The organism is Asticcacaulis sp. (genome assembly GCF_051954415.1).
Taxonomy (GTDB): domain Bacteria; phylum Pseudomonadota; class Alphaproteobacteria; order Caulobacterales; family Caulobacteraceae; genus Asticcacaulis.
Genome location: NZ_JBQCHT010000044.1, coordinates 61,757 through 79,720, shown reverse-complemented (window position 1 = coordinate 79,720; position 17,964 = coordinate 61,757). Strand labels below are relative to the sequence as shown.

Genomic DNA, 17,964 nt, shown 5'->3' with positions numbered 1-17,964 from the left:
CCTTGCGTTGTTCCAAGAAAAAACCCGGCCCCAAAAGGCCGGGTTTTTTCTTGGAAAATAGAAGACTTGGGGCCGCAGGCCCCAAACCCCATAAGTTTAATGCTGGAGGTTTGCCTTGCCGAACTTGCCAACATCCGGCTGGTCCCCGGTCACCAGCGTCTTCAAATAGGCCAGGCCCATAATGACCGGGCCGGGGCCATGCCAGAATTCGGCATCCTCGGCTTCAAAGCGTATCAGGACCAGATGCGGATCGTCCTTGCCTTCAGGGAACCACGCCTTGTTGGCGTCATTCCAGTATTCATCGATGACGGCGCGATCGCGTTCCAGATAGGCCTGGCCGGAAACCGACACATAGGCTTGTTTGCCGTTATCGGCATAGGTCAGCAGAGCGTGAGAATTGTGCGCGATCTCGTGGGCTTTGCGGCTGTCGTCGGAGGTGAAAAACCACAGTGTGCCGTCAAACTCATCCTGCGAATCCTGCAGGTTCTGGGCGATCATCGGCCGGGCGTGGAAGATGCGGCCTGAGTCATCGGTCGTGGCCAGTTGCGCCACGCGGATATCCTTGATCAACGACCAGATTTTTTCGCGCGCCTCGGCGCCATGCAGCGTGTCCATGTAAAGCTCCTTAGAAAGAGGCTCAGCATAGGCTTCGGGGCATAAGGATGCGATCAGCGAACCTAAGGCTTCTGATAAACTTTGACGTAGTCGATCTGGAAGGTTTTCGGGAAGATGGTGTCATCGACCGCGCCCGGCCAGTCGCCGCCAATCGCCAGATTGAGCAGCAGGAATTGCGGCTCATCGAAGGGCCATTGGTCATGGCCGGTATGGGCGTTGGTATAGGTCTGGTAGACCGTGCCGTCGACGCCGATCTCGATCTTTTCCGCCGTCCAGGTCATCTGGTAAATGTGGAAATCTGTGCAGGCGGTGGGCACGGAAATATGCGTACCGCCGGTGACGCCGGTATTGACCGTCTGCTGGTTATGGATCGTGCCGTAGATGGTGGTGTCGGAATTGACCTGTTCCATGATGTCGATTTCGCCGGCGCCGGGCCAGGAACCATTTTCCCCCAGCATCCAGATGGCCGGCCAGGTGCCCTGGCCGCAGGGCAGCTTGGCGCGGGCTTCGAAATAGCCATAGGTCCAGCTCTTCGTGCCCTGGGTGATCAGGCGGGCCGAGGTATAGTGCTGACCGCCATAATCGGCGGCCGAAGTCAGGTCTTCCTTGCGCGCGGTGATTGACAGAATGCCGCCGGTGATGCTGGAATTTTCCAGACGTCCGGAGGCGTAGTACTGCTTTTCATTATTGTACCAGCCGGTGGCGTTGGCCTGGGTGTCATATGACCAGACGGTGGAATCCGGCAGGCCGTCGGTCGAGAAATCGTCTTCCCAAACGAGACTGTATCCTGCCGGCGCGCCGATCGAACTCGATGAGGATGAACTGCTCGAAGAAGACGATGATGATGACGAGGATGAAGATGAACCGCCGCCGCCGGTGCTGATCCCGCCACCACCGCCACCGCCGCAGGCCGAAAGCGCGCTGGCGGTCAGGACTATAAAAGCGGCCGCACCGATGAGCCTTTGTCTGTGCATGTGTTTCCCCCTATTTTACTTTAACGATCCGGCTGAACCGCCGGCCATTCGGCGCCACCGACCGTACCTCGACCGGCCCCTTCACTGCCACGGCGTCACGATAGGTCCGCCATTTGCCGCCTTTGAGGCGATACTGAATCTTGAGGTCGCCATAGGCCAGGTTGGCCTCGAAAATACCTCCGGTGATGCGGGCGCCGGGCGGCGGCAGACGGTAGGCGACCTGTTCCCGATCCAGTTCGGCCAGGCGCGGCGTCAGGCGGTCATTGAAAGTCTGCCAGTCGGCCAGCAGCGCCTTCCCATCGACCTGGCGATCGCCATAGCTGTAGGACTTGCCGGCGACATAGGCGGGCTCCCAGGCGCCGGTATGCCAGGCGCGCTCAGCGAGCGCCAGCACGCGCGGATAGAACATGTAGTCGGCGATGCTGTCGGCGCGCACGCCCTCGCTCCACAATTGGCCCTGCATACCGGTGATCTTACGGCCGGCCTCCAGCGGTTCGGTATCGGCGATGGTCTGGCCGTGGGCCTGGATGTCGGTCATCACGCTGGCATTGGCCGCCAGGTTTTCCGGCATGAAGGCGAAGACCTTGAAGAGATCGGTGCCGCGCGAGGCCCAGTCCATGCCGCGCTCTTTTGGATCGGGCGCATAGGGCATGTCGAGATAGAGGACTTCGGGCGTCGACATCACGATATCCCAGCCGCGATTGGCTTGGGCGTAGGCTTCGGCCACGCCGCCGCTGAACAGGCCGCCCCAGCTATTGGATTGCACCTGCTTCGGCATCTCATCGGGCTTCACATGGCCCATGCCGTCGCTCCAGCCGGCGGGCTCGATGCCTTTCTTGCCCAGCATCTGCGATACCTGGGTGATGAAATAGGGCGTCATGTGCGCCGGGTCGAGGCCCTTTGCCTTCACCAGGGCCTGACAGGCAGGGGAGTTGGTCCAGGCACCGGCGGTTTCATCGGCGCCGATATGGTAGATCTTCAGCGGCACGCCGGCCTCGTCGTGCATCGCCTTGATATCGTCGATCACCGTTTCAATGAAGTGGTAAGTCGAGGGGATACAGACGTTCAGCGTGTTGTCGTTATAGTGCTGGATCGAGTCGTAGACCGTTTTGTCTTCCGGATCCTGCAGGCGGAATTCATTGGCGGCGTCCGGCTTGCCATCGGCCATCAGGCGGCGATAACGCGCCTCCATCGAACGCACGGCGGCGCGCGAATGCCCCGGCATGTCGAACGAGGGAATGACCTCGATATGACGGGCAGCGGCGGCCTTGACTATCTCGATATAGTCGGCGCGGCTTAAGTAGCCATCAACGATCTTCGAGCCCTGCGGACCGGCGCCTAACTGCGGCAGCAGGCAGGTGTCTTCCTTCAGGTCATGGCAGCGATGACTGCCGATTTCGGTCAGTTCGGGAAGGGCACCGATGGCCAGCCGCCAGCCTTCGTCATCGCCAAGATGCAGGTGCAGACGGTTGAGTTTGTACTCGGCCATCTGGTCGATGGTGTTGAGGATGAAAGCCTTGGAATGGAAGTTGCGCGCCAGGTCGATATGCAGGCCGCGGAAACCGAAGCGCGGCGCATCGCTGATCTCGATCGGCTTCAGGCGGTTATGCTCGAAAGCCGCCTGCTGGCTGAGGCTCTCGATAGCGTAGGCGGCGCCGGCGGCATCGGCGGCGGTGATGGTTATTTTCCCGCTCTGCGCCAGCAGGTGATAGGACTCTGGCTGGCCGGCAGCGATGCTGATCTCGACCGGCACACCATGCGACGACAATTTCAGGCGGGAGGCATCGAGGGCCGCCTTGATATCCGAAATGGCGAGGCCATTGAGCTTGACCGCAATGCCAGTGGTCAGATTGAGGGCCTGGCCTCCCAGGTGCTTCGCTGAAACCGGAGTCGGCAGGATGATGATGTCGGGCTTGGCCTGTGCTACCTTGCGGGAGGCGTTCTGCACGAAGGCGCGTTCCGGCGTCAGCCATTGTGTGGCGTCGTTCGGGCCTTTGCGAGTGGTGGCCTCGTCGGTTATCGGCGTCACAAAAGGCAGGGATTCGAGCCCGGTCGCCGGGTCAAATTTGGTGCGCGAGGCGGCGATGGTGGCAGGGGGAGCGCCATCTACTACTATATAGGCATTGGGCATGGCCAGGTATTCGGAAGGCGCGTGGCCGGCCCAGGTGAACGAATAGGTCTCGCCAGGCGTGAAGGTGATGCCGGCCTTGGGTGTCAGCTTGTAATTGTCGCCATTGATATGAGTGAGGTCGAACACGCTGCCGCCGACGGGCTCCACCGGACTGACCGAGCCGAAATAAAGCGCCCAGTCGCCGACGGGAGCGCCGCTTTTTGGCAGGGTCAGGTCGAGGCGGGTATTGAAGCCGTCCTGCGTGCCATTGGGCACGACGGTCAGTTTGTAGCCAAGCTGATCGGCGAAACTGGCTGCAGCCGGCGCCGCGACGGCGGTCCCGACCGGCATAAGGGCCGTGGCAGACAGCAGGGCGGCGGCAAGCAGCCCCTTAAGGTTATATGATGTGTGCGGCATATCCATGCCTCTCCCCAATCTCTTTTTTCGTGAGGCAGGTTGGCGCACTCCCTGCGGCTTGTCAATTCTTTGACAGGACCGGTATCGGGTATTTGAATATCCAATATAGAACCAATGTGGGGATTGCGATCTTATTTCAAATTGATTTTATTGCTTAATTTGATGGGGTGATCAGATAATACCAATTTTTTAATCCTTCGCCTCCGCCAAAGGTGCCATCCTGCAACTGGTAATTAAACGCAAAATTTGCTTTTAATATATATCTGTTTTTTAAGGGAGAAATTTCGGTATTGCCGTCGTTTATCTTGGTCGTTTTAGTCCGGCTATCAGGTCAATTCGCCTTGCCAAGGATTGACGCGACAATACCAGTGCAATAGATTGCACATTCAAAACGGCGTTTTTCGAGTGGTGATCCGCATACGATTTTTGATGGATGGCCGACCAAAAACAGACCTAAAACAATTGGGAAGAACAGATGTCATTTATCGAAACCGTCGGCAGGCTGGTCAGCGACGATCCGGCACCCTTGTACATGCAGCTTCAGAAGGTGCTGCGGGATGCCATCCTGTCGCGTGTGCTCAGCCCCGAGGCGGCCATTCCGCCGGAGCGCGACCTGGCGGAGGAGTTCGGCGTCTCGCGCCTGACCGTACGCAAGGCGGTCGATGGTCTGGTCAGCGAGGGCCTGATCACGCGCCGCCGGGGCGCCGGCACTTTCGTCGCCAGCCGGGTGGAAAAAAGCTTTTCCAAGCTGTCGTCCTTTTCCGAGGACATGATCTCGCGCGGTCGCGTGCCGCATTCGGAATGGCTGTCTAAATCGGCCGGAGCCGTGACACCTGAGGAATCGCTGTCGCTGGGCCTCTCGCCCGGTACGCTCGTCTATCGTTTCCAGCGCCTGCGCTATGCCGACGGCCAGACCATGGCGCTCGAAAATTCGACCATTCCCGGCTATTGCCTGCCGGCGCCCGGTGTGGTCGAGGATTCGCTCTATGCCGCGCTGGATGCCGCCGGAAACCGACCGGTACGCGCCCTGCAACGCCTGCGCGCCATATCCTTTAGCGCCGACCAGGCGGAAATCCTCGGCATCCGCCCGGGAGATGCCGGCCTGTTCATCGAACGTCGCGGCTTCCTCGCTGATGGCCGCGCCGCCGAATTTACTCAGAGCTGGTATCGCGGCGACGCCTATGACGTGGTGGCCGAGCTTAGTCGCGTTTGATCTGGCGGTTATCGCGCGCGTCGGCGAGCCATAGCCGGCCATCCCGCACTTACAATTCGCGGCGGGGCTGCGCATGTAATCCTTACGTGCGCGTCAGTATGCTCGACCTCACACACAGATTTGAGGGAGTTTGCGCCATGCTGGGCACCATACTGATTGTCGTCCTGATCCTGCTCTTGATCGGCGCCCTGCCGTCGTGGAATCACAGCCGGAGCTGGGGATATGGGCCGAGCGGTGGCCTCGGCCTGGTGGCAGTTATCGTCATCATCCTCGTCCTGACGGGGCGACTGTGATGGGCAAGAACGGTATCTATATCCTCTGTGGCGCAGCCCTCCTGGCCATCGTCGTCATCTTCCTGCTCAACATGCCGGATAGGCGCAGCGGCCCCGAACGTGTCGGTGACGCGGTGGAAGCCCTGCCCCAGGGCGTCGATAAGGCCGGCGATCAGCTCAAGGACCGCAATCCGGTCGAAAAAGCCGGCGACGCCCTCGAAAAGAAAACCAACTAGATTTTCAGATTTTGACGGCGCGCATCGTGCGAAACCGGAGCTGATTCAATGGGCCTTGTGTCAGACGCAAGACATCCGCCTGGCGCGTCCGTAAGTCACGCGCCTGCACCCGTCCCGCCATGGTACCGGGATTTTGCCTGGCGTGACGGATGTCTGGAAATCCGCAAGACCGCCATACGGTTGCAGATCGATCGCCATCTGGTGGCCGAAATCGCCAGTTGGGTGGTGTGGCTGGCCATCCTGATGACGGTGGCCACTTGGGCGCAGTTGAAGCGCCGGACCGTGAAGCGCCTGGCCTTCGTGCCGGATCGGCCGCGCCCGTGGTATCTGCTCGGCGGCGCGGCGCGATGGGCCGGTATCGAATGCGGGGGGCGCCAATCCGAGGCCGACGCGGTGGTGTATTTTGATGATGTTACGACGGGTCAACCGCCGGCCAGCCTGAATGCACGCCGGCTGAATTTTGCCTGCACTGATATCAGCAAGGGTCATGTTGCCAGGGTTTTTGAACAGGTTTTCGGCTACCCGCTGCTGGTCGACCCGGAAACGGCCCAAGGCGCGATAGTCGCCAAATCCGAACGGAATGGCGTCCATGACGGGCGTATTGTTGCCGCGCCAACAGAGCGTCGTGACGGCTGGTGCTATCAGCGCCTGATCGATACGGCCGGGCCGGATGGCTATTGCCGCGACCTGCGCACGCCCTGCGTCGGCGGGCGACCTGTGGTGGTTTGGGTTAAGCTCAAACCTCAAGGTGGCCGCTTCGCCATCCATAACCGCAAGGCTGTTCTTCGCGATCCGGCCGAGGTCTATTCACCTGAGGAACTGGCGCTGATTACGGCCTTCAACGCACGCATGGGCCTTGATTGGGGCGGGTTGGATATCCTGCGCGACCGGGATGGCCGCCTCTATATCGTCGACGTCAACAAGACCGATGTCGGCCCGGTGATCGCCCTGTCGTGGCGAGACAAGATCATTTCCATGAACCGCCTGTCCGCGGCCCTGAAAAGACTAATTGCATAGCGAGTATTCCCATGTTCATGACTGATATCAAGGCTGACGACCTGACCGCGCAGTTCCGTGCCATGATCCGTGAAGCAAAATACCCTTGTGTCGGTGCCAAGTCGGCGCTCAATCACGATCATATCGATATTGTCGTGGCTGCGGATATCCGCTGCCCGGCGGACGATGCCCGCATCCATGCCGCCCTGGCCGGGTTCGCCGCGCGCTACAAGGCTGATCCGCAACCGTTTCAAAGTCTGGCGGTGCTGTTTCGTGGCCCGGAAGATTTATCGGAAAAGGGGTTCGAGCAGGCCCTGTGGCGAAGGGTGCAGGCTCTGTCTGATATCGATGCAGCGAAGCACCAACCCTACGACCCGCGCGTCAGCCCCGATGCCGGCGATCCGCATTTTTCGCTCAGCTTCGGCGGCGAAGCCTTCTTTCTCATTGGCCTGCACCCGCAAAGCAGCCGGCCAGCGCGGCGCTTCATCACGCCGGCCCTGGTCTTCAATCCGCACGACCAGTTCGAGCGCCTGCGCGCCCAGGGACGTTATGAAACCTTGAGTCAGGCGATTATCAGCCGCGATATCGCCTTGGCCGGCACACCCAATCCGATGCTGGCCGTGCATGGCGATATATCCGCCGCGCGCCAATATAGCGGCCGCGCCGTTTCCGAAAACTGGCGGTGCCCCTTCGAACCGCATCATGAGGAGTTGCATGATGATTGCTGATGATATGACCACCGAGGGCCGTCGTATTGAAATTCCCGCTCGTCACGGCACCGCCTTCCGGCTGAACCGCGGCCAGCGCCTGCGGGTGATTGACCCCCAGGGCGAGCAGGTATCGGACATGCTGGCTTTCAATGCCCACGATATCAACGAAGTCATCTCGTCCGGTCGCTCGCTTGACTATGCCTCGAAGCTGTTCCTGACGACCGGCGATCCGCTCTATTCCAACCGCTCCAACATCATGCTGAAGATTATAGAGGATACGGTCGGGCGGCATGATTTCCTGCTGACACCCTGCTCGAAGGATACGTTCCGCATCATCTATGGCGATGAACATCCGCACCAGGGCTGCTACGGCAATCTGGCTCATGCGCTTGAACCCTATCGCGTGACCCCTGACCAGATCCCAACCGCGTTCAATATTTTCATGAACGTCAATATCGCGCCAGATGGCTCATTCACGGTTGACGCGCCTAAGAGCAAAGCCGGGGATCACATCCTCTTTGAGGCCCATATGGACCTGATCGTCGCCCTGACCGCCTGCTCGGCCCTGCAATCCAACAACTATGCTTTCAAGCCTATCCATTATGTCATCGAGACTGTGCAACTGGATGCGATTTAAAAAAAAGCCCGTGAAGACCAGGGGCTTCACGGGAATATTGTGTTCGGGGGTTGAGACCGAAACAGCCAGTTGGGGAAGAACGGGCCTCATCCGCGCGAAACAGCAGATTCGGCACCCTTCAAGCATAGCCTCGCGGCTATGGCGGGGAGTTTTCCCGTAGTCCGTGCCGGCCGTCAAGCGTTATTGTCATCGATGTCATAAATTTAATCCGGCGCCGATGTGCAAGTGGCGCGCATTTTAAATCGTGCGGTTGGCCGTGGCGACCTGGGCGTACCACTTGCCGGAATCCTTGATTGTCCGCTTCTGATCATTGGCGAAATCGACATAGGTCAAGCCGAAACGCTGGCTGTAACCTGCCGCCCATTCGAAATTGTCCATCAGGCTCCAGGCATGATAGCCGCGTACCGGCACGCCGTCATGGATGGCGCGCGACAAGGTATCGAGGTGGCCCTTGTAATAGGCGATGCGTTTGGGGTCGTGGATCGCGCCGGTGGCATCGGGCCCGACATTATAGGCGGCGCCGTTTTCGGTGATCTCGATCGGACGGCTGCCGGTGACGGCCTGCATCCGCTTGAGGATGTCGTAGAAGCCCTGCGGATAGATGTCCCAGCCGAAATCAGTCTTTTCGTGGTCGCCGAAGGCCCATTCGGTATCGGGCAACAGCAGGCCGGGCACGCCGGAGGGCTTTTGTGCATCCCAGACTCGGGTGCGCGAATAGTAGTTGATGCCGATGAAATCGAGGTCCGCCTGCATCTGCTTGTCGTCGCCCGGCAGGAAGCCCAGCAGTTCATTTTGCCTGTCCGCCGGCAGGACGCCTTCGGGATAGGCGCCGGTCAGGACGGACTGGACGAACCACAGGTTCGACAGCTTGTCCATGAAGACGGCGGCGGCCTTGTCGGCGTCTGACTCGGTCGAGGCAATCTGCGGCGACACATCGAACACCGAGCCGATTTTCAAGCCCGGATTGACCGCCTTCATAGCCTTGAAGCCCATGCCGTGCGCCAGGTTGACGGTGTGTGTGGCCTTGAAGAAGGCCAGCGGATCCTTGCGGCCAGGTGCCCAGGCGCCCTGCCAGTAACCGATCTGGGTGAAAGCCTTGGATTCGTTGAACAGCGACCAGTTTTCGATGCGATCGCCAAGCGCACGCGCCATGATATCGGCATAGTCGGCGAAGCGCTGGGCGGTGTCGCGGTTGGGCCAGCCGCCACGGTCTTCCAGTTCCTGCGGCAAGTCCCAGTGATAGAGGGTCGGCAGGGGGCGGATGCCGGCTTCGAGCAGGGCATCGGTCAGACGGGAATAGTAGTCGAGGCCCTTCTGATTGGCCGGGCCGGTACCATCGGGCTGGATGCGCGTCCAGGCGGTGGAGAAGCGGTAGGATTTCAGGTTCATCGCCTTCAGCAGGGCCACGTCTTCCAGGTATTTGTGATAGCTGTCGCAGGCCACGCGGCCCGTATCACCGTTCAGGATCTTGCCAGGCACCAGGGTGAAGCGGTCCCAGATGGATTCGCCCTTGCCGTCTTCATTCCACGCCCCTTCCACCTGATAGGCGGCTGTGGCGGCGCCCCAGATGAACCCTTCGGGGAAGGTGCCTTCGACGAACTTTCCGGGTTTCTTAGCTTGGGCGGCGGGGGCCAGGGTGGCGGCACCCAAGGCCAGGGCGGAGGTCAGGAGTTCGCGGCGATTCATGAGGGTTTCCTGTGAGCGCAGTGTTTTTGTCCGTATTTGCTCAACAGGTGCTTGAAACTGACATCGATGTCAACGGGGCGGAATGAAATTTTATCATTCGGTAGTCAAGACGTTTTTAGCCGGTTGAGGTCTTCGGGTGCGTCGATATCGGCGAGGATAAAGCCGCCGGCTTCGATGCGGTGGACATTATAACGACCTGATCGCAGCAGGTCGCGGGCGCCATGGTCTCCGGAAAGACGACGCAGGTCATCGAAACAGGTGGATGAAAAAAGAACAGGGTGGCCGTTTTGGCCGTTATGGACGGGGACAACGATATCATAACCGGGCAGGGCGACGGCCATGTCGCAGTAGAGATCAGGCACGATCAGGGGCATGTCGGCCAGCACGATAAAGGCGGCGTCACAGGGTTTCAGCGCCGCCACGCCCAGGGCCAGCGAATGGCCCATGCCCGCTTCCGGGTGCGGATTGACGATATGAGGCACGTTCTCCAACGGTGCGCGGGCGACCACGAGCACTTCGCCAAGTCCGAGGGTGGCAAGGCCGCCAAGCACATGACTGAGGATCGGTTTGCCGTCAAATTCGGCACACAGCTTGTCATCCTGTCCGAAACGGCGTGATGCGCCCGCCGCCAGCACGACCGCGGAAAACCGCTTCATGCCGCCACCCTCCGGCGCCAGTGCTCGACCACCTGCGCCAGGATCGACAGGGCAATTTCCGGCGGTGAGGCGGCGGCGATATCGAGCCCGACCGGGCCGTGGATGCGCCTGAGCATGTGGGGTTCCGCGCCCATGTCTTCCAGAATTTCCAGCCGCCGGTTATGGGCCTTGCGGCTGCCGAGCGCGCCGATGAAAAAGACCTCGCTTTGCAGGGCTTTCAGCAAAACTGGCGGCTCGTAGCTGTGGTCGTGGAAAACCGTTACCACGCCGCAATAGCGATCAAGGGCGGCGTCAAAGTCCTCCGGCGCGGTCAGGTGACGACCATGCAGCCGCGTCGCCAGCGCCTGATCGGGCGACCAGATATCAAGTTCGATTTCCAGAGTCGGCGCCATCTGCGCCAGGGCCTCCAAAATCGGTCCCTGTCCGATGGTGACCAGCCGGCAGGCGGGCAGGTAATGACGCGCGTACCCAGGTTCACCGCGCGCGGACATGGTCATCGAAGCCGGCTGGCGTGCTTCCCGGCCGGCGATGATGCGTTCGATTTCAGCATCGCTGACCCCAACATCGAAAAAGACCTTCAGGCCCGATCCGCACGGCAGGGTGATGTCCTTGAAGCGCGAGCCTTCGCCATAAAGTTCGACCCGGTTTTCACCCAGGCGCATGGCCTCCAGCGCATCGAGCACCAGGGTGCCCTCGGCGCAGCCGCCTGTGATCAGGCCGCACGACTCCCCAGTCTCGCAGACGGCCAACTGGCTACCGACCGGGCGCGGTGACTGGCCGGTGGTGCTGATCAGGGTGAGCAGGGCGGTCTTTCGGCCGGCCTTGCGCCAGTTCCTCAGCGCCGGCAGCACGAAGTCACGATAGGCAGGCGTCGGCAGGATCAAGCGCTGGCCGTTTGCTTGATGGCCAGGGTTTCCGGCAGGATCGGCAGTTTGCGGATCCGGATGCCAGTGGCGGCGAAAATAGCGTTGGCGACGGCGGGAATGACCGGCGGCAGGGCGGGTTCACCCAGGCCGGTCGGTGGAAAGTCGCTGGTGACGAAATGGACATCGACCTGCGGCGCCTTGGGCATCCGCATCATCGGAATATCGTGGAAATTGCTCTGGACGGCGCGGCCTTTTTCAAAGGTGATTTCGGCCTCCATCGAGCCGATGCCGTCCATGACCGAACCCTCGACCTGATTGAACGCGCCGGTCGGATTGATGATGTGCGAGCCGACATCGCCGACCGCCCAGACCTTGAGCACGCGCCACTGGCCGTCATCCGCCACGCGGACATGGGCCACTTCGGCGAAATAGCCGCGATGGCTGAAATAGGTAGCGATGCCCAAACCTTCTCCCTTGGGAAGTGACGCCTTGCCCCAGTTCGAGCGCTCGGCGACGGTTTGCAGCACGGCCCGCATCCGCGCCGGATTGTAATTGGCCTTGTCGTTCAGGTGAGCGTCGAGCTGCGCCAGCCGGAAGGCGACCGGATCCTGGCCCGCCGCATGGGCGATCTCGTCCCAGAAGCTTTCATGGACGAAGGCCAGGGCATTGGACGACGGCGCGCGCAGGTAGCCGGTCGGGATGGTGGTCTCGATCAGCGATTGCTCCAGCCGGAAATTGGGCGTCACCAGCGGCGCGAAGGCGTTGCCGTCGATACCGGCCCCTTGGGCCACCTGGCCGTCGCGGCTAAAGGTAACGCTGTGGCAGGCATAGGCGGTGAGCCTGCCCGCCGCATCCACACCGGCGCGTAAGCTGTGATAGCAGCCGGGCCGGAAGAAATCGTGCGCGACATCGTCCTCGCGTGACCAGACCAGTTTGACCGGTTTGCCGGCCTTTTGGGCGATGGCGGCCACCTCGGCCATGTAGTCGTTTTCCAGCCGCCGGCCGAAACCGCCGCCGGCGCGCCGCATGTGGACGGTGACGGTATCGGGGGGCACGCCGAGCGTCTTGCCGACCAGTTCCTTGCCGCTGTTTGGCACCTGGGTCGGCGCCCAGATTTCAACGCCTGCGGCGGTGAAGCGGGCCGTGCAGTTCTGCGGTTCCATCGGCACATGCGCCAGGAAGGGCACGTCGTAAAAGGCGTCGACAGTCTTCGCCGCGCTTTTCAATGCCGCATCGATATCACCGCTTTGCTGCTTGATGTCTCCCTTGCCCTTGACCAGCGTTTTCGCTTGTTCGAGGTAGAGGGCGCTGTCGTGGGGCGCGCCGATGGCGTCGTCCCACACCGGTTCCAGTGCGGTACGGGCATTTTGCGCATACCACCAGCTTTTGGCCAGGATGGCGATACCATCCTGCAAGCCGTGCCAGTCCGTGCCTTTCAGGATGAAGACATCGGTCACGCCCGGCATGGCCTTCGCCGCCGTCAGGTCGCAGGTTTGCAGCCGCGCGCCATAGACTGGCGATTTGACATAGACGGCGTAGACCATTCCCGGCAGGGTCATGTCGATGCCGAAGATCGGTTCGCCTCTGACGATTTTCGGGCTGTCATAGCCATTCTGCGACTGGCCGATCAGCTTGAAATCCTTTGGGTCTTTCAGCTTCAGGTTTTCCACCGCCGGGGGCGTCAGTTTTGCCGCATCGCCAGCCAGTTCACCATAGGTGAAGAACTTGCCGCTTTCATGGATCACCTGGCCCTTGGCGGTGGTGAAGGCATCATGCGGGGCTGACAGCTTCCGCGCCGCCGCCTCGATCAGCAGCCAGCGCGCGGCCGCCCCGACCTGGCGCATCGGTTCCCAGTTCATCGTCGTGGTCATGCTGCCGCCGGCGAACTGCGCCCCGTAACGCGCTTCGTCCGAAGGCGCGGTCTCGATTCGGACTTTCGTCCAGTCGGCGTCCAGTTCCTCGGCGATCAGGATGGGCAGCAGGGTCTTCGCACCCTGGCCGATTTCCGGATTCTTGGCCATGATGGTGATCAGGCCGTCCGGCGCGATGCTGACATAGTCGGTGAGCGCCTGTGCGCCTTCCGCCCTGGCAAGGCCAAAGCCCAGCATAAGCCCGCCGCCGATACCGGCGCCCGCCTGGAGGAACAGTCTGCGCGTTGTTTTCATGTCAGGCGCTCCTCAGGTCATCAACCGGCTGGCCCGAAGCCGACTTGATGGCGGCGCGGATGCGCTTGTAGGTGGCGCAGCGGCAGAGATTACCTTCCATGGCTTCATCGATCGCCGCGTCATCCGGTTTCGGCGTTTTAGCCAGCAGGGCGGCGGCGGTCATGATCTGGCCGGCCTGGCAATAGCCGCACTGCATGACATCCAGTTCCAGCCAGGCCGTTTGCAGTGCCTGCCCTTCGCGGGTGTCGCCAATGCCTTCGATAGTGGTGATCTTTGCACCGTCGAGCGAACCGATCGCTGTCACGCAGGCGCGGGTCGCCTCGCCATCGATATGGACGGTGCAGGCGCCGCACTGCGCCACGCCGCAGCCGAACTTGGTGCCCTTGAGATCGAGTTCATCGCGCAGGGCCCACAGAAGCGGCATTTCCTCCGGCGCATCGACCTCACGACGTTTTCCGTTGACGGTCAGGGTGATCATGCGGTTTCTCCCTTTTGTTACGGCCAGATTAAGCCCGCGCGCGCAGATCACGCAAGCGGATTGATGCGATGGGACTACTTCCGGTTACGAAGCGGTCGAAAGCCCTGAACGTGCTTGAAAACTTATACAAAACCGTATCATATAAGAGAATGGTGCCGATGCGCCCAATAACAAAACAGCGAAACAATCGAGATGAGCCACACTGATACGTCCGCCTCTGAAAGAAAAGCGCGCGAGGTTCTGATCGTCGGCGGCGGGGCGGCGGGCTGGATGACGGCCGCTTATCTGGCTAAAAATCTCGGTACGGACCGGATGGGTGGTCCAAGGATCACCGTCTTGGAATCGCCGGACATCAGCATCATAGGGGTAGGCGAGGGCACGTTTCCGACGATCCGCAATATCCTGCGTTCGCTTGGTATAGATGAAGCGGAATTCATGCGTGAAAGCCATGCCACTTTCAAACAGGGTATCCGCTTTGATGACTGGGAAACGCCGCCGCAGCGCGAACCCAACGGCCAGTTGAAACACAGCCATTACTTTCATCCTTTCGAAGCGCCTTACTGGTCGCGCGAAGAACTGAATCTGGTGCCGTACTGGCTCCTGAAAGACCGAGACAAGCGCCCGCCCTTCGCCCAGGCGGTCACCTTCCAGAAAAAAGTGGCCGATGCCGGCCTGGCGCCGAAGGCTATCCATCAGGGGCACTATCAAGGGCCTTTGAACTACGCCTACCATTTCGATGCCTACCGGTTTGCCGGTGTGCTGGCGAAATTTGCCAAGGGGTTGGGCGTTCATCATCTCTCCGGCAATCTGACCGGTGTTGGCCTTGCGGCCGATGGCGCTATCGACCATGTGGCCACGGCGGAGCATGGCGACCTTAAAGCCGGGCTTTATGTCGATTGCTCGGGCTTTCGTGCCGAACTGATCGGCAAGGCGCTCCAGGCCCCTTTCAGGCCGATCCGCGATATCCTGTTTACTGACCGCGCGGTCACCGCCCAGGTGCCGCATGACTGTTCGGATTGCCAGCTCGAAAGTTACACGGTCTCATCGGCCCATGAAGCCGGCTGGACATGGGATATCGCCCTCAGCGACCGCCGGGGGATAGGCTATGTCTATGCGTCTGACTATACGACGGACGAGCGTGCCGAAGAAGTTTTGCGCGAATATATCGGCCGGACCAGCAAAGCCGAAATTTCTCCGCGACACATCAGCTTTGCCGCGGGGTATCGTGAGCAGCAGTGGGTGAAGAATTGCGTCGCGGTGGGCCTGTCCGCCGGCTTCCTGGAGCCGCTGGAATCGACGGGCATGGTGCTGATCGAATCGGCCGTCAACAAGATCGTCGAGTTTTTCCCGTTCAGTGGTCCGGCGGATGCGTCGGCGACGATTTTCAATGAGTCCATGATGCGGCGTTATGAGACCATCATCGGTTTCATCAAGCTGCACTACTGTCTGAGCAAGCGCCCGGAGCCCTTCTGGGTCGACAATACGAAGCCTGAGACGATACCGCCGCATCTGCGCGATCTGCTGGCCCTGTGGAAATTTCGTCCGCCGTCACGCTTTGATTTCGTACTGGATCATGAGAGTTTCGCCTTCTTCAGCTACCAGTATATTCTGTACGGCATGAATTTCGAAACCGACTATGAGGCCGCCCGCCCTTCCCTGCATCAGACCGAGCTGGCTGATCAGCTTTTCGCCCGGATCGCCGCCTTCGGCGAACAGGCTTCAAAGGATCTGATCAGCCATCGCGATCTGGTCGATGCCGTCTACAGGGAAGGCTTTGTTGAGCGCCAGGCGCCACCGCCCCGTATGCGCGGGGTCAAGATGTGATCGTGGTTTCGCGCACGATCAGTTCATGCGGAATGATATGACGGATCTGGCGATCGCTGGCTGTGACCTTGTCCGGGGAATCATCGAGAATCTGGATGCAGCGGCGGGCCATTTCGAGATAGGGCTGACGCACTGTTGTCAGGGCAGGCCAGACCGCCGAGGAGATCGGCGCATCGTCGAAGCCGACCACGGCCAGGTCATCGGGAATGCGCAGGCCGGCCTTGTGCGCCACCGAGCAGGTGGCGGCCGCCATTTCGTCATTGCAGGCGAAGATGGCGGTGGGCCGGTCGGGCAGGGCGAGCAGGCGTTCGGCGGCCTCGAAGCCGGATTTGAACGAAAAATATCCGGATTCCATATAGGCCGCCGGTGGCCGCGGAATGCCGGCGGCATCGAAGGCTTCGTAAAAACCATTGCGGCGCAGGATAGAGGCGGCGTGATCCGGATGTCCGCCGATATGCGCGATCTTCGTATGGCCCAGGCTGAAAAGGTATTCGACGACATCGCGTGCCGCCAGCCGGTCATCCATGGCCACGGAGGCGTAATGGCTGTCCGGCGTGGAGGGCGAGATCAGCACGCAATTGATATTTCGACTTTTCAGGAAGCTTTTAAGTGGACCGAAATCGCACAGGGTTGGCAGCAGGAGCATGTCCCTGATCTGCGCATCGGTGATGAAGCGGTCGAGATAGGCTTGCCAGTCCGGCATTCCCTGCTCGTAGAGCTCAACGGCCAGGTATTTGCGCGATTCCATGCAGGCGGCCAGCATGGCCTGGTGAAAACGGCCCTGATAGCCGCTGGTCGGGTCTTCAAGCAGCAGGCCGATGGAGGTCTTGCCGCCCATGCGAAGGCTGCGCGCCTGGGCATTCGGGCGGTATTCGAGCTGGGCCATGGCGGCCAGCACCTTTTCACGCGTGCTGGCCTTGACGGCCTTGTCCTCATTGACCACGCGCGACACGGTCTTCGCCGAAACACCGGCCAGTTCGGCGACATCGTAGATGGTTGACATGATTACGTAAAAACCCCGGTTTATCGGGAGCTTAGCCCCATGTTAGCGTTCACGCAAGATCAGCCTTTAGGATGCGCGGCGGCATAGGCGGAGAGCAGGCGTTCGGTATCGACCTGGGTATATTTCTGCGTGGTGGACAGCGACACATGGCCGAGCAGTTCCTGGATCGAGCGCAGGTCGGCCCCGGATCCGAGCAGGTGGGTGGCGAACGAATGGCGCAGGGCGTGCGGCGTGGCGCGGTCGGAAAGGCCCAGGCGCGAACGCAGGTGCTGGATACTGGCCTGGACATGGCGCGGTGAGAGCTCGCCGCCGCGTTTGGCGCGGAACAACCTGTCTTCCGGCTGGAGCGCAAAAGGCTGCTGGCGGCGATAGGTCTCCACCGCCTCGCGTACCGCCGTGATGACCGGCAGGGCGCGCATCTTGTTGCCCTTGCCGACGATGCGCAAGCTGTCGCCGAGCGGTGTATCTTTTACGCGCAGCGACAGGGCTTCGGAAATCCGCAGGCCAAGACCATAGAGCAGCATATAGACGGCTTCGTCGCGGGCATTTTCCCAATCGTCCCGATCGGAATCCATCCGGGTTTCGTTGAGCAGTCCCTGCATCTGGTCGATATTGAGTGGGCGCGGCAGGGTGGTTTTCAGGCGCGGGCCCCGCATCAGCGCCACCTGGGCATTGGACCGGTCGAAGTGCAGGTCGAGGAAACTGTGAAAGGATTTTATGGCCGAAAGATGCTGGGCCATTGATCGTGCCGAAAGTGGCTTATCCTTTGCGCGCAGATGCGCCATCCAGCTCCGGATATCGCCGGAAGATACCGCTACTACGTCTTCCAGGGTCAGATCGGTGCGCAGGGACTGGCCGAGATGGTCGAGATAGCCGCGCAGGGCATGACCATAGGCTTCCAGCGTATGGGCCGAGCACCGTTTCTGGTCTTTCAGCCAGTTCACCCATGCGATCTGGGCGTCAAAAAGGGTCAAAGGAAATACTCCCCTGCGCCGGGGCGGCTTCCCTCCCCGTCCTTACGGATGGTGAGGAGTGGTGAGAGGGCTTTCTCCTGGCCGAACCTCAGGGGGGCGTCGGGGAAGGAAGCCTCATAGACGCAGGGGAGC

The 17,964-nt window shown here is 60.7% G+C and carries 17 protein-coding genes; 7 read left to right on the top strand and 10 right to left on the bottom strand.

The window, feature by feature from the left end:
- Positions 1-96: 96 nt before the first annotated feature.
- The 3 genes from ACTHND_RS16850 to ACTHND_RS16840 all read right to left on the bottom strand — a co-directional run bounded on the left by ACTHND_RS16850 (position 97) and on the right by ACTHND_RS16840 (position 4,122).
- Entirely contained in the window at positions 97-615 is a 519-nt protein-coding gene (locus ACTHND_RS16850; RefSeq protein ID WP_440179129.1) for a pyridoxamine 5'-phosphate oxidase family protein, read from the bottom strand.
- Between the two features lie 62 nt (positions 616-677).
- Positions 678-1,589: a glycoside hydrolase family 16 protein gene (locus tag ACTHND_RS16845; RefSeq protein ID WP_440179128.1), complete on the bottom strand. Its 912-nt coding sequence runs from the start codon at positions 1,587-1,589 to the stop codon at positions 678-680.
- 10 nt (positions 1,590-1,599) lie between these two features.
- A complete protein-coding gene (locus tag ACTHND_RS16840) occupies positions 1,600-4,122 on the bottom strand; it encodes a family 20 glycosylhydrolase (protein WP_440179127.1) in 2,523 nt (840 codons plus the stop codon).
- Positions 4,123-4,591: 469 nt separating this feature from the next.
- Between ACTHND_RS16840 and ACTHND_RS16835 the strand changes: the two genes are divergently transcribed.
- The 6 genes from ACTHND_RS16835 to ACTHND_RS16810 all read left to right on the top strand — a co-directional run bounded on the left by ACTHND_RS16835 (position 4,592) and on the right by ACTHND_RS16810 (position 8,180).
- The gene (locus ACTHND_RS16835; RefSeq protein WP_440179126.1) at positions 4,592-5,329 is read left to right on the top strand and encodes a GntR family transcriptional regulator; all 738 of its coding nucleotides are present in this window, start codon (positions 4,592-4,594) and stop codon (positions 5,327-5,329) included.
- Between the two features lie 137 nt (positions 5,330-5,466).
- Positions 5,467-5,622 carry a DUF3309 domain-containing protein gene (locus tag ACTHND_RS16830; RefSeq protein WP_090647050.1) on the top strand — a complete coding sequence of 52 codons (156 nt, stop codon included), beginning with the start codon at positions 5,467-5,469 and terminating at the stop codon, positions 5,620-5,622.
- Positions 5,622-5,837: a hypothetical protein gene (locus ACTHND_RS16825; protein WP_440179125.1), complete on the top strand. Its 216-nt coding sequence runs from the start codon at positions 5,622-5,624 to the stop codon at positions 5,835-5,837. Before ACTHND_RS16830 ends, ACTHND_RS16825 begins: the two co-directional genes overlap by 1 nt.
- A 48-nt stretch (positions 5,838-5,885) precedes the next feature.
- The gene (locus ACTHND_RS16820) at positions 5,886-6,854 is read left to right on the top strand and encodes a hypothetical protein (protein WP_440179124.1); all 969 of its coding nucleotides are present in this window, start codon (positions 5,886-5,888) and stop codon (positions 6,852-6,854) included.
- Between the two features lie 11 nt (positions 6,855-6,865).
- A complete protein-coding gene (gene gntA, locus ACTHND_RS16815; RefSeq protein ID WP_440179123.1) occupies positions 6,866-7,561 on the top strand; it encodes a guanitoxin biosynthesis heme-dependent pre-guanitoxin N-hydroxylase GntA in 696 nt (231 codons plus the stop codon).
- Positions 7,548-8,180 (top strand): DUF1989 domain-containing protein, encoded by a 633-nt coding sequence (locus tag ACTHND_RS16810; RefSeq protein ID WP_440179122.1) that lies wholly within the window; start codon positions 7,548-7,550, stop codon positions 8,178-8,180. Before gntA ends, ACTHND_RS16810 begins: the two co-directional genes overlap by 14 nt.
- Before the next feature lie 237 nt (positions 8,181-8,417).
- On the opposite strand, the gene ACTHND_RS16805 is transcribed toward ACTHND_RS16810, so the two are convergent.
- The 5 genes from ACTHND_RS16805 to ACTHND_RS16785 form a co-directional block, all read right to left on the bottom strand.
- Positions 8,418-9,866, bottom strand: coding sequence for a GH1 family beta-glucosidase (locus ACTHND_RS16805; protein ID WP_440179121.1), 1,449 nt, complete (start codon positions 9,864-9,866; stop codon positions 8,418-8,420).
- A 104-nt stretch (positions 9,867-9,970) separates the two neighbouring features.
- Positions 9,971-10,522 carry a nucleotidyltransferase family protein gene (locus tag ACTHND_RS16800; RefSeq protein WP_440179120.1) on the bottom strand — a complete coding sequence of 184 codons (552 nt, stop codon included), beginning with the start codon at positions 10,520-10,522 and terminating at the stop codon, positions 9,971-9,973.
- On the bottom strand, positions 10,519-11,406 hold the full coding sequence (locus ACTHND_RS16795) for an XdhC family protein (protein ID WP_440179119.1): 888 nt from the start codon (positions 11,404-11,406) through the stop codon (positions 10,519-10,521). The genes ACTHND_RS16800 and ACTHND_RS16795 overlap by 4 nt, the downstream gene beginning before the upstream one ends.
- Positions 11,403-13,553: a molybdopterin cofactor-binding domain-containing protein gene (locus ACTHND_RS16790; RefSeq protein ID WP_440179118.1), complete on the bottom strand. Its 2,151-nt coding sequence runs from the start codon at positions 13,551-13,553 to the stop codon at positions 11,403-11,405. The genes ACTHND_RS16795 and ACTHND_RS16790 overlap by 4 nt, the downstream gene beginning before the upstream one ends.
- A gap of 1 nt (position 13,554) precedes the next feature.
- Positions 13,555-14,031, bottom strand: a complete 477-nt coding sequence (locus ACTHND_RS16785; protein WP_440179117.1) for a (2Fe-2S)-binding protein — start codon at positions 14,029-14,031, stop codon at positions 13,555-13,557.
- A gap of 192 nt (positions 14,032-14,223) precedes the next feature.
- Between ACTHND_RS16785 and ACTHND_RS16780 the strand changes: the two genes are divergently transcribed.
- On the top strand, positions 14,224-15,855 hold the full coding sequence (locus ACTHND_RS16780; protein WP_440179116.1) for a tryptophan halogenase family protein: 1,632 nt from the start codon (positions 14,224-14,226) through the stop codon (positions 15,853-15,855).
- Here the strand turns inward: ACTHND_RS16780 and ACTHND_RS16775 are convergent.
- Together ACTHND_RS16775 and ACTHND_RS16770 are read right to left on the bottom strand one after the other, a co-directional pair.
- Positions 15,845-16,858, bottom strand: coding sequence for a LacI family DNA-binding transcriptional regulator (locus ACTHND_RS16775; RefSeq protein ID WP_440179115.1), 1,014 nt, complete (start codon positions 16,856-16,858; stop codon positions 15,845-15,847). The genes ACTHND_RS16780 and ACTHND_RS16775 overlap by 11 nt on opposite strands.
- Positions 16,859-16,917: 59 nt before the next feature.
- The gene (locus ACTHND_RS16770; protein ID WP_440179114.1) at positions 16,918-17,832 is read right to left on the bottom strand and encodes a tyrosine recombinase XerC; all 915 of its coding nucleotides are present in this window, start codon (positions 17,830-17,832) and stop codon (positions 16,918-16,920) included.
- Positions 17,833-17,964 lie beyond the last annotated feature (132 nt).